General features: G+C 64.1%; 8 protein-coding genes. 4 read left to right on the forward strand and 4 right to left on the reverse strand.

Translation table 11 applies throughout. The features are described 5' to 3' along the window. Nucleotides 1-121 precede the first annotated feature (121 nt). Nucleotides 122-1,951, reverse strand: coding sequence for a translational GTPase TypA (gene typA / locus OKW38_RS11945; protein WP_090804133.1), 1,830 nt, complete (start codon nucleotides 1,949-1,951; stop codon nucleotides 122-124). 326 nt (nucleotides 1,952-2,277) lie between these two features. Between typA and OKW38_RS11950 the strand changes: the two genes are divergently transcribed. The 4 genes from OKW38_RS11950 (at nucleotide 2,278) to OKW38_RS11965 (ending at nucleotide 7,294) form a co-directional block, all read left to right on the forward strand. After that, nucleotides 2,278-2,793, forward strand: a complete 516-nt coding sequence (locus OKW38_RS11950; RefSeq protein WP_090804131.1) for a MarR family winged helix-turn-helix transcriptional regulator — start codon at nucleotides 2,278-2,280, stop codon at nucleotides 2,791-2,793. A gap of 52 nt (nucleotides 2,794-2,845) precedes the next feature. After that, a complete protein-coding gene (locus OKW38_RS11955) occupies nucleotides 2,846-4,366 on the forward strand; it encodes an efflux transporter outer membrane subunit (protein ID WP_429361622.1) in 1,521 nt (506 codons plus the stop codon). A gap of 83 nt (nucleotides 4,367-4,449) precedes the next feature. Beyond that, nucleotides 4,450-5,691, forward strand: coding sequence for an EmrA/EmrK family multidrug efflux transporter periplasmic adaptor subunit (locus OKW38_RS11960; RefSeq protein ID WP_090804128.1), 1,242 nt, complete (start codon nucleotides 4,450-4,452; stop codon nucleotides 5,689-5,691). A gap of 34 nt (nucleotides 5,692-5,725) precedes the next feature. Continuing rightward, nucleotides 5,726-7,294 (forward strand): DHA2 family efflux MFS transporter permease subunit, encoded by a 1,569-nt coding sequence (locus OKW38_RS11965; RefSeq protein WP_429361624.1) that lies wholly within the window; start codon nucleotides 5,726-5,728, stop codon nucleotides 7,292-7,294. A gap of 126 nt (nucleotides 7,295-7,420) precedes the next feature. Here OKW38_RS11965 and truB read toward each other — a convergent pair whose 3' ends face one another. From truB to infB, 3 genes are all read right to left on the reverse strand, one after another. Further along, the gene (gene truB, locus OKW38_RS11970; RefSeq protein ID WP_429361626.1) at nucleotides 7,421-8,356 is read right to left on the reverse strand and encodes a tRNA pseudouridine(55) synthase TruB; all 936 of its coding nucleotides are present in this window, start codon (nucleotides 8,354-8,356) and stop codon (nucleotides 7,421-7,423) included. A 78-nt stretch (nucleotides 8,357-8,434) separates the two neighbouring features. Further along, entirely contained in the window at nucleotides 8,435-8,800 is a 366-nt protein-coding gene (rbfA, locus tag OKW38_RS11975; RefSeq protein ID WP_008922231.1) for a 30S ribosome-binding factor RbfA, read from the reverse strand. 222 nt (nucleotides 8,801-9,022) lie between these two features. Further along, the gene (gene infB / locus OKW38_RS11980) at nucleotides 9,023-11,944 is read right to left on the reverse strand and encodes a translation initiation factor IF-2 (protein WP_429336242.1); all 2,922 of its coding nucleotides are present in this window, start codon (nucleotides 11,942-11,944) and stop codon (nucleotides 9,023-9,025) included. Between the last annotated feature and the right edge of the window lie 35 nt (nucleotides 11,945-11,979).

Here is an 11,979-nt window from a genome sequence, read left to right on the forward strand (position 1 = left end):
GTGCCGCCCCGGAAAGTGGCAGGCATGATGCAGCGCCAAACGTTTTGATGCGCCAAAAACAAGGAAGCCACCCGAAGGTGGCTTCCGCTTCCTGCTATCCAGACGGATATTCGAGTCCGGCTTATTCGCCGGCAACCTTGTTGCGGCTCGCGCTGCGGCGCTCGTGTTCCTTCAGGTAGCGCTTGCGCAGACGGATCGACTTTGGCGTGACTTCGACCAGCTCGTCGTCGTCGATGAACTCGACCGCGTATTCGAGCGACAGCTGAACCGGCGGCACGAGACGCACGGCTTCGTCGGTGCCAGACGCGCGCACGTTGGTAAGCTGCTTGCCCTTGATCGGGTTCACGACGAGATCGTTGTCGCGGCTGTGGATGCCGATGATCATGCCTTCATACAGCGCTTCTCCCGGCGCCACGAACATGCGGCCGCGGTCCTGCAGCTTCCACAGTGCGTACGCGACTGCCGCGCCGTCGTCCTGCGAGATCAGCACGCCGTTGCGACGTTCGCCGACCGCGCCTTCCTTGACCGGCTGGTAAGAATCGAACGTGTGGCTCATCAGACCCGTACCGCGCGTGAGTGTGAGGAATTCCGACTGGAAGCCGATCAGACCACGCGCCGAAATACGGTACTCGAGACGCGTGCGGCCCCGGCCGTCCGATGCCATGTCGAGCATTTCGCCCTTGCGGCGGCCAAGTTCTTCCATCACGCCGCCCTGGTGGGGGTCTTCCATGTCGACGGTCAGATTTTCGTACGGCTCGTGCTTCTCGCCGTCGATTTCCTGCATCACGACGCGCGGACGCGACACGGCCAGCTCGTAGCCTTCGCGGCGCATGTTTTCGACCAGAATGGTCAGGTGCAGCTCACCGCGGCCGGCCACTTCGAACGTCGTTTCGTCGCCGGTATCGCGCACGCGCAGCGCGACGTTGTGATTCAGTTCCTTCATCAGGCGGTCGCGAATCTGGCGGCTCGTGACGAACTTGCCTTCACGGCCCGCGAGCGGCGACGAGTTGACGAGGAAGTTCATCGTCAGCGTGGGTTCGTCGACGGTGATCATCGGCAGCGCTTCCGGCTGTTCCGGCGAGCAGATCGTCACGCCGATGCCCACCTCCTCGATACCGTTGATCAGCACGATGTCGCCCGCCTCGGCCGAGTCGACCTGCACGCGATCGAGACCCTTGAACGACAGCACCTGGTTGATCTTGCGATTGAGGATTTCGCCTTCCGGGCCCGATCGCACCGCGACGGCCATGCCCGGCTTGATGCGGCCGCGCGTGATACGGCCAATGCCGATACGACCAACGTACGACGAGTAGTCGAGCGACGTGATTTGCAGTTGCAGCGGACCTTCCGGGTCGGCCGGGCGCACCGGCACGTGCTGCAGGATTGCCTCGAACAAAGGACGCATGTCGCCGTCGCGTACATCAGGCGTGAGACCCGCGTAGCCGTTCAGGCCCGATGCGTAGACGATCGGAAAATCGAGCTGCTCTTCGCTGGCGCCGAGCTTGTCGAACAGGTCGAAGGTCTGATTGATCACCCAGTCGATCCGCGCGCCCGGACGGTCGACCTTGTTGACCACGACGATCGGCTTCAAACCCAGTGCGAGCGCCTTCTTCGTGACGAAGCGGGTTTGCGGCATCGGGCCTTCCACCGCGTCAACGAGCAGCAGCACCGAATCGACCATCGACAGCACGCGCTCCACTTCGCCGCCGAAGTCGGCGTGCCCCGGCGTGTCGACGATATTGATGTGCGTGCCCTCGTACTCCACCGCGCAGTTCTTCGACAGGATCGTGATGCCGCGCTCTTTTTCGATGTCGTTCGAGTCCATCACGCGCTCGGCGATCTGCTGGTTCTCGCGGAACGTGGCGGTCTGACGGAGGAGCTGGTCGACGAGCGTGGTCTTGCCGTGGTCGACGTGAGCAATGATGGCGATGTTGCGTAGGGCGCGGGTCATAGGAAACCTGAAGACGGTTGAGTGCGCCGCTTGCTTATGCTGCTGGTTGAGGAGCCAAACCACGACAACAAGCCCAAAGCGCACTTTTGGGAACCCAAAATTATAGCACGCACGGATGATCCTTTTCTGGTATTCCCCGATAGACCGTCCGCTCTCCGCGCTTGCGCGAGTTGCGCGAATCGCGCCTTGCCCCGCCCTACGTCATTCCGTACGGTTTGTTGCTTGAGCGCGAAATCATCCTTGCCTAAGCTGTATTAACGCTTGTCGCGTCAATCAACAGCCAGCTATACTAATGCCTAGTCAACCATTGCATTCGCACGAGAATCATGACGGAGCCGTCCAACGAATCCACGCCGGATCTCAGCGAGTACCAGCTCGGCGAAAGCGTCGGCTATCTCATCTCACGGGTGAGATCGACGCTATCAAACCTCATCACACAGCGCAGCATGGCCGAACTCGGCATCACCAGCCAGCAAGGCAGCATCCTGTTCATGGTGGCGAGCGGCAAATGCCTGCTCGCGGCTGAGTTGGCGCGTGAATACGGAATCGACGCAAGCGCCGTCACGCGCCTGATCGACCGGCTCGAAAAGCGCGGCCTGCTCACGCGGGTGCGCAGTAATGAAGACCGGCGCGTCGTGCGCCTCGCGTTGACGCCGGAAGGCCATGCGATCGCGGCTCGCATGCCGGCTATTTTCAATGGCGTGCTCGATAACCTGCTGAACGGGTTCACCCCGGAAGAAGTGGGCTTCCTGAAGAGCATGCTGCGTCGCGTGCTCGTCAATTCCGGCGAACACACGGGACTTTCCCGCGACGCCGCAAGCCATCCCGATAGCAAATCGTAATAGCTTGCTTGCTGCGTCCATCAATACATTCCACTCAAAGAAGAGTCGAGCGATGAAATCCCTTTCCCTGTCCGCGCCCGCGCTGTCGAGCCGGGCCGCTGTCGCCGCAGCGGTGACGGCGCTCGTCCTCACGGGGTGCGCGAACTACTTCGGCGTCAAAAGCGACAAGCAGATCGCGTCGCCGACGCAGTACGAGTCGACGCAAAGTCTGCCCAACGAGGGCGGCCAGTGGCCATCGCTCGACTGGGCCAACCAGTTCGGCGACCCGCAACTGCCGAAGCTGATCGCGGAAGCGCTCGAGGGCAGCCCGTCGATCGCCCAGGCGCAAGCGCGGCTCGCAAAGGCTTCCTCGTATATCGAAAGCTCGCGCGCAGCGCTGTTCCCGAAGGTCAGCGCGAGCTATTCATGGACCCGCGAGCTGTACTCGGCAAACTCCCTTTACCCGCCTCCGTTCGGCGGCACCTGGTATAGCGAGAACAACGTGCTCGCGAGCGCGTCGTGGGATCTCGACCTGTGGGGCAAGAACCGTCAGCGGCTCGGCCAGGCCGTGTCGCAGCAGAAAGCCGCCGAGGCCGATATGCAGCAGGCGCGCGTGACGCTCGCCGCGTCGGTCGCGAGCACCTACAACCAGCTCTCGCAGCTGTATGCGTTTCGCGACATCGCCGCGCGTGAAATCGCGAACCGCCAGGACGTCGGCCGTATCACGAATGACCGCGTGACGGCCGGCCTCGACACCAACGTCGAGAAGCAGACCGCCGCCGGCAACGTCGCGACGAGCCAGTCGAACCTGACCGACCTCGACGGCCAGATCACCGTCGTGCGCTACCAGTTGGGCGCGCTGCTCGGCAAAGGCCCGGACCGTGGCCTGCAGATCGACAAGCCGGTGCTCACCGGCGGCGACGTGGTCGCTCTGCCGGACAACATCCCGGCCGACCTCGTGGCGCGTCGCGCGGACATCGTCGCCGCGCGCTGGCAGGTCGAAGCCGCGATGCATGACGTGAAGGAAGCGAAAGCCGAGTTCTACCCGGACGTGAATCTCGCGGCCGGCTTCGGCTTCGACGCGTTCGGCTGGGGCCGTTTCCTGACCGCGTCGAGCCGTCAGATCCAGTTCGGCCCGGCGATCCATCTGCCGATCTTCGACGCCGGCGCGTTGCGCGCGCAGTTGAAGGGCCGCTACGCCGACTTCGAGGGCGACGTCGCGAACTACAACCAGACGCTGATCAACGCGCTGCAGGACGTCTCGACGCAGGTGTCGTCGATCCGCTCGATCGACCGCCAGGAGGGTGACGCCCAGCGCGCGCTCGACGCGTCGAGCAAGGCGTACCAGCTCGCCGTAATCCGCTACAAGGCCGGCCTGTCGCCGCAGCTGCAGGTGCTCACCGCCGACGAAAACCGCCTTGCCGCGGAGCAGACGGTCACGGGTCTGCAGATGCGCCGCCGCAGTCTGCAGATCGGTCTGATCAAGGCACTGGGCGGCGGCTTCGACGCAACCCAGACCGGTCTCGTCGTGCCGACCGATGCTCCCGCATCGGCCAACGCCGCGAACCACGCCACGAGCACCGCCGCGAACTGAGCGAGCCCGCCCGCGCCGACGCACACGCATACACACGAACACCCGAATAAACGACGACGTTCAAAAGAACCCGGAGCACATCAATGAGCACCCCCCAGCAGCCCGCCACTCCACCGCAAGCGGCGAACAACGGCAAACGCAAGCGCATGATGACGCTGCTCGTCATCGTGATCCTGATTGCCGCGGTCGCGTACGGCCTGTACTACTTCCTCGTCGCGCGCTTCCATGAAGACACCGACGATGCCTACGTGAGCGGCAACGTCGTGCAGATCACCCCGCAGGTCACGGGCACCGTGATCGCGGTCAACGCGGACGACACCCAGGTCGTCAAGGCCGGCGACCCGCTCGTCGTGCTCGACCCGGCCGACGCGCGCGTCGCACTCGAACAGGCCGAGGCCAATCTTGCGCAGGTGGTGCGCCAGGTGCGCGGTCTGTTCGCCGACGACAGCCAGTACGAAGCGCGGGTCGCGGCGAGCCAGGCCGATCTGTCGCGCGCCCAGGACGACCTGAAGCGCCGTATGACGGTCGCGCAAACCGGCGCGGTATCGCTGGAAGAAATTTCGCACGCACGCGACTCCGTGAAGAGCGCGCAAGCCGCGCTCGACGCCGCCAAACAGCAACTCGCGGCAAACCGCGCGCTGACCGCGAACACCACGATCGCCGATCACCCGAACGTGCAGGCCGCCGCCGCGAAGCTGCGCGACGCATACCTGAACCACGCTCGCAATACTCTACCGGCGCCGGTCACAGGCTATGTCGCAAAACGCTCCGTGCAGGTCGGCCAGCGCGTATCGCCCGGCTCGCCGCTGATGGCGATCGTGCCGCTGCATGACGTGTGGGTCGAGGCGAACTTCAAGGAAGTGCAACTGAAGCACATGCGCATCGGCCAGCCGGTCGAACTGACGGCCGACGTCTACGGCTCGTCGGTGCCGTATCACGGCAAGGTGGTCGGCTTCTCGGCCGGCACGGGTTCGGCGTTCTCGCTGCTGCCCGCGCAGAACGCGACCGGCAACTGGATCAAGGTCGTGCAGCGTCTGCCGGTGCGTATTTCGCTCGATCCGCAGGAGCTGGAGAAGCATCCGCTGCGTATCGGTCTGTCGATGCAAGCTGACGTGAACATCAAGGACGACACCGGCGGCCAGCTCGGTCAGGCGCCGTCCACGGTTTACCAGACCAACGTCTTCGACAAGTACGGCGCTGAAGCCGATGCGGAAATCGCGCGCATCATCTCGGAAAACGCCGGCACGAACGCGAACGGCGGCGCGCAGAAGTCGACCGCGGCGAGCGCCGCGGCCGCCGCGAAACCGGCGGCCCATAAGAGCTGAGGGTCCGCCCGATGATTCATGGAAGGCTCTTTTAATGGCTCAGGCTCAGGCTCAGGCGCAGGTCCCTCACCCGCCGCTCGAGGGCGCGCAACTGGTGATCGGCACCATCGCGGTGTCGCTCGCCGTGTTCATGAACGTGCTCGACACGTCGATCGCGAACGTGTCGATCCCGTCGATTGCCGGCGACCTCGGCGTATCGTCCGACCAGGGCACGTGGGTGATTACGTCGTTCGCGGTGGCCAACGCGATCTCGGTGCCGCTGACCGGCTGGCTCACCGACCGCATCGGCCAGGTGCGGCTGTTCATGGCGTCGATCGTGCTGTTCGTGCTGTCGTCATGGATGTGCGGGCTGTCGCCGAACCTGCCGTTCCTGCTTGCGTCGCGCGTGCTGCAAGGCGCGGTGGCCGGCCCAATGATCCCGCTGTCGCAGACGCTGCTGCTCGCGAGCTATCCGCGCGCGAAAGCGCCGATGGCGCTATCGATGTGGGCGATGACCACGCTGATCGCACCGGTTGCCGGTCCGATCCTCGGCGGCTGGATTTCCGACAACATCTCGTGGCCGTGGATCTTCTACGTCAACATTCCCGTCGGCGCGGTCGCGGCCGCCGCGACGTGGATGATCTTCCGTAACCGCGATTCGGTCATCAGGAAGGCGCCAATCGACGGCGTCGGCCTCGGTCTTCTGATCGTCTGGGTCGGCTCGCTTCAGGTGATGCTCGACAAGGGCAAGGACCTCGACTGGTTCTCGTCGACGACGGTCGTCGTGCTCGCGCTCCTCGCGGTGATCGCGCTCGCGTTTTTTATCGTGTGGGAGTTGACGGCCGAGCATCCGGTGGTTGATCTGTCGCTGTTCAGCCGGCGCAATTTCACCGGCGGCACGATCGCGCTGTCGATCGGCTATGGGCTTTACTTCGGCAATCTCGTGCTGTTGCCGCTGTGGCTCCAGACCGATATCGGCTACACGGCGACAGAAGCCGGACTCGTGATGGCACCCGTCGGTGTGTTCGCGATCCTGTTGTCGCCTCTGACCGGCAAGGTGCTGCCGCGTACCGATCCGCGCTATATCGCGACGCTGTCGTTCCTGATTTTCGCGCTGTGTTTCTGGATGCGCTCGCGTTATACGACGGGCGTCGATACGTACTCGCTGATGCTGCCCACGCTGATTCAAGGTATCGGTATGGCCGGCTTCTTTATTCCGCTCGTGTCGATCACGCTGTCGGGCTTGCCGGGCCATCGGATTCCGGCGGCCTCGGGGCTGTCGAACTTCGTGCGGATCATGTGCGGCGGTATCGGCACGTCGATCTTCCAGACCGCCTGGGATCACCGCACGATCATGCATCACGCGCAACTGACCGAACAGGCGAATGCTTACAACCCAGCGTTCGGTCAATCGATTCATCAGATGGGCGCGGCGGGCCTGGATCAGCAGCAGACCTATGGTCTCTTCAACACCATGGTCACGCAGCAGGCCGCGCAGCTCGGCGTAAACGATCTGTTCTTCATTTCGGCCGGTATTTTTGTCGCGCTGATCGCGCTGATCTGGATCACGCGGCCGGAACGGGCAGGCGGCGATGCGGGAGCGGCGGCGGCCACGGCGCATTGAGGGGGGTGTTTGTGGTGTTGCTTTAGTTCGACACCGCTCCACCGGAGGGCATGATCAAAACGGGATCGCTCGATGGCGATCCCGTTTTTTTTTATTGTCCGCGCCGGGCTGGCAAAACGGCGACCTCTAGCTCTCCGTCGTCACGATCAGACGGTCGGGTGCGAGCACGCCTTCGCCCGGCTTCGCGACCCCCAGAAGCCGCCCCTGCGCCGAGTACACTCTCACGCGCGGGGCATTCACCGCGTCGGCGGCGATCGTCAGCGACGACAGCTTCAGGCGCTGGCCGTGAAGGAAGCGGCGCGTGTCATCGTCGTTCAGACAGACCTGCGGGAACGTGGACAGCAGCGCGTCGACCGGTTGCAGCCATGCGTCGCGTTCGAGTTCGGTCGCGTAGGACAACGCGTCGAGCGTGACCGAATGCTCGAGCGTCAGCGCGCCGACGCCCGTGCGCCGCAGCGCGACCAGATGTGCGCCGCAGCCGAGCGCTTCGCCGATATCCTCGGCAAGCGTGCGCACATAGGTGCCCTTGCTGCACGTCACGCGAAACGTCACATCCGGCAACGCGCACGCAATCAGCTCGAGCGCGCGAATCGTCACCTGCCGCCCTTCCCGTTCGACCGTCTGGCCGGCGCGCGCGTATTGGTACAGCGGCTTGCCATCGCGCTTGAGCGCCGAGTACATCGGCGGAATCTGAACGATCTCGCCGATGAATTTCGGCAAAGCCGCCCGCACCGCCGCTTCGTCGCAGTCGACGGCGCGGATGTCGAACGCCTCGCCTTCGGCGTCGCCGGTGGTCGTGCGGATACCGAGGCGCATCGTCGCCTCGTAGGTCTTGTCGGCTTCGAGCAAGTCTTGCGAAAACTTGGTGGCCTCGCCGAAACACAGCGGCAGCAGGCCAGTTGCCAGCGGATCGAGCGTGCCGGTGTGGCCCGCCTTTTTCGCCAGATAAAGACGTTTCGCGCGAATCAGCGCGTCGTTGCTCGACAGGCCGAGCGGCTTGTCGAGCAGCAGCACGCCATCGAGCGCGCGACGCGGCACGCGGGGGCGTTGAGGTGCGGTCATGTCGAGGGAGGCAGAGCGTTCGGGAAATGCGAAAAACGGCGCCGCGCGCTACATGGAACGCCACGGCATGGCAGACGCTCAGTCGTCTTTCGCGCGCGTGGAATTTGCCTCGTCGATCAGACGCGACATCTCCACGGCGCGCTCGATCGTCTTGTCGTAGTGGAAATGCAGCGTCGGCACCGTGTGGATATGCAGGCGCTTGAACAGCAGATTGCGCAGATGGCCGGCAGCGTGCGTCAGCGCTTCGAGCGTTTGCTGCGGGTCGCCCGTCAGCGTCGTGAAGTAGACCTTTGCGTGCGCGTAGTCGGGCGTCAGCTCGACGCTCTGAAATGTGACGATGCCGATGCGCGGATCCTTGACCTCGCGCAGCAGCTCAGCCAGGTCGCGCTGGATCTGATCGGCGATCTGCACGTTGCGATTGGGAGTAGTACGTTTCTTAGGCATGGTGTTGTGTGCTCCGCTAACACGGATGCAAAAAATTGGTTCGCACGAGCCGTGTTCGATATTGGTTCGATACGACGGCGTCGCGGTCGCCGCGGCGGGGTGAGAGTCCATTTGCGACGAACGCGGCAGCCAAGCCAGCAACAAACTCGACAATGCGAGCTCAAAAACAACGGGCGGAGCGGGCGTCAAGCCCGTTCCGCCCGTTGTGCCGTGCCGCGCGAATTACAGCGTACGCGCGACTTCGGTGACCTCGAAGACTTCGAACTGATCGCCTTCGACGATATCGTTGAAGTTCTTGATCGACATACCGCACTCGAAGCCCTGACGGACTTCTTTCACATCGTCCTTGAACCGCTTGAGCGAATCGAGTTCGCCCGTGAAGATGACGACGTTGTTGCGCAGCACGCGCACCGACGACGAGCGCTTGACGAAACCGTCCGTGACCATACAGCCGGCCACCGTGCCGACCTTCGGCACCTTGAATACCTGGCGTACTTCCACCGTGCCCGTCACGACTTCGCGCTTCTCCGGCGCCAGCATGCCCGACATTGCCGCCTTCACGTCATCCACGGCGTCGTAGATGATGTTGTAGTAGCGGATGTCGACGCCATTAGCTTCCGCGAGCTTGCGAGCCTGCGCATCCGCGCGGGTGTTGAAGCCGATGATGACCGCCTTCGACGCCGTCGCGAGATTGACGTCCGACTCGCTGATGCCGCCGACCGCTCCGTGCACGATCTGCACGCGTACTTCGTCGGTGGAGAGCTTCTGCAGCGACTGCACCAGCGCTTCCTGCGAACCCTGCACGTCGGCCTTGACGATCAGCGGCAGGTACTGCACTTCGCCCTCGCCCATCTGCTCGAGCATGTTCTCGAGCTTCGCGGCCTGCTGCTTTGCGAGCTTGACGTCGCGGAACTTGCCCTGACGGAACAGCGCAACTTCACGCGCCTTGCGCTCGTCCGGCATCACGATTACTTCTTCGCCAGCCTGCGGCACTTCCGACAGACCCTGGATTTCGACCGGGATCGACGGACCCGCGGACTTGGTCGGCTTGCCGGTTTCGTCGAGCATGGCACGCACGCGACCGTAGGCGCTGCCTGCCAGCACGACGTCGCCGCGGTTCAGCGTACCTGACTGGACGAGGATCGTTGCGACCGGACCCTTACCCTTGTCAAGCTTCGCTTCGATGACGAGACCCTTGGCCGGCGATTCGACCGGTGCCTTCAGCTCCAGCACCTCGGCCTGCAGCAGCACGTTTTCGAGCAGATCGTCGATGCCCGCGCCGGTCTTCGCCGACACCGGCACGAACGGCGAGTCGCCGCCGTACTCTTCCGGCACGACGCCTTCCGTGACGAGCTCCTGCTTCACGCGCTCCGGATTCGCTTCCGGCTTGTCGATCTTGTTGATCGCGACGACGAGCGGCACGCCGCCAGCCTTCGCGTGGGAGATCGCTTCCTTCGTCTGCGGCATCACGCCGTCGTCGGCGGCCACCACCAGGATCACGATATCGGTCGCCTTCGCACCGCGGGCACGCATTGCCGTAAAGGCTTCGTGACCCGGCGTGTCGAGGAACGTGATCACGCCGCGCGGCGTTTCGACGTGGTAGGCGCCGATGTGCTGCGTAATACCGCCCGCTTCGCCTGCCGCAACCTTCGCGCGGCGGATGTAGTCGAGCAGCGAGGTCTTGCCGTGGTCGACGTGGCCCATCACCGTGACGACCGGCGGACGTGGCAGCGCTTCGGCGTCGCTCGCTTCGCCTTCGACCAGCATGGCTTCCGGATCGTCCAGCTTCGCCGCGAGCGCATGGTGGCCCAGTTCCTCGACGATGATCATCGCCGTTTCCTGGTCCAGCATCTGGTTGATCGTGACCATCTGGCCGAGCTTCATCATCACCTTGATGACTTCCGAAGCCTTCACCGCCATCTTGTGCGCGAGATCCGCGACCGTGATGGTTTCCGGCACATGCACTTCACGCACGATCGGTTCGGTCGGCGCCTGGAACGTGGTGCTCTGCTCCTGATGCTTGCCACGCCCCTTCGGACCGCCGCGCCAGCCACGATCGACGCCGCCGCTCGAATCGCCGCGCGTCTTGATGCCGCGGCGCTTCGCTGCGTCGTCCTGCCAGCCGCTCTTACCGCCGCCCGGCTTCTTCTTGTCGCCCGCCGACGGTGCGCTCGCGGGCGCCGGAGTCGCGGCGGTTGCCGGCTTTCTCGCTGCCGGGCGCGCCGGTGCTTCACCAGCCGGACGCGCCGGCTTATGCAGCGTGCCCTTGGCTTCGGCCGCCTTGGCCGGCTCGGCGGGCTTCGGTGCCGGTTCCGGCGCCTTCACCTGCGCCTTGCGCGGCGTGTTCATCATTTCGCGAATCGCGCGCGCTTCGGCTTCGGCCGCCGCGCGGCGCTTGGCGATTTCTTCCTGTTCGGCCCGCGCCTTTTCGGCGGCCACACGCGCGGCGTCTTCCGCTTTCTTCGCGGCTTCGCGTTGCGCGGCGCGTTCCGCTGCCGCGCGTTCGTCGTCCTGCTCGTTTGCCTTCTCGGCAACCGGTGCAGCGGCTTTCGCCGCCGCCTGCTGGGCCTTCTCGCGAGCCGCCGCCTCGGCCGCAGCCGCTGCGCGCTTCTTTACATCTTCTTCCGCGCGCTGACGCTCGGCTTCCGCGGCCTGCTCGCGCGCCTGACGGTCGACTTCTTCGCGCTCGAGCTGTTCCTGGCGCGCCTTCAGCTCCTGCGCCTGCTTTTCGAGCAGCTCAGCTTCGTGACGTGCTTCTTCCTCCCGACGCTGCAGTTCGAGATCTTCTGCGTCCGCGTTCTCGGCCACATGATTCGATGCATCCCCGCCTTCCACGACAGTCTCGTCGCGGCGGACGAACGTGCGCTTCTTGCGCACCTCGACCTGAATGGTGCGAGCTTTGCCCGTCGCATCGGACTGCTTGATCTCCGACGTATGCCGTTTCGTCAGCGTGATCTTGCGCTTGTCTGCATCAGTCGAGCCGTGAGACTTGCGCAAGTGGTCGAGCAGACGCGCCTTGTCCGTTTCGGACAAGGAGTCGGCTTCGCTCGCTTTTGTGACGCCAGCTGCCTGCAGCTGCTCAAGCAGCACGCCTGCAGGCATTTTCAGTTCCGCGGCAAATTGGGCTACGTTGTTACTCGCCATTCATTCCTCTTAATGCAAGGACCGATTCCTTGCGG

It is taken from the genome of Paraburkholderia sp. MM5496-R1 (assembly GCF_050436205.1).
GTDB lineage: Bacteria > Pseudomonadota > Gammaproteobacteria > Burkholderiales > Burkholderiaceae > Paraburkholderia > Paraburkholderia tuberum.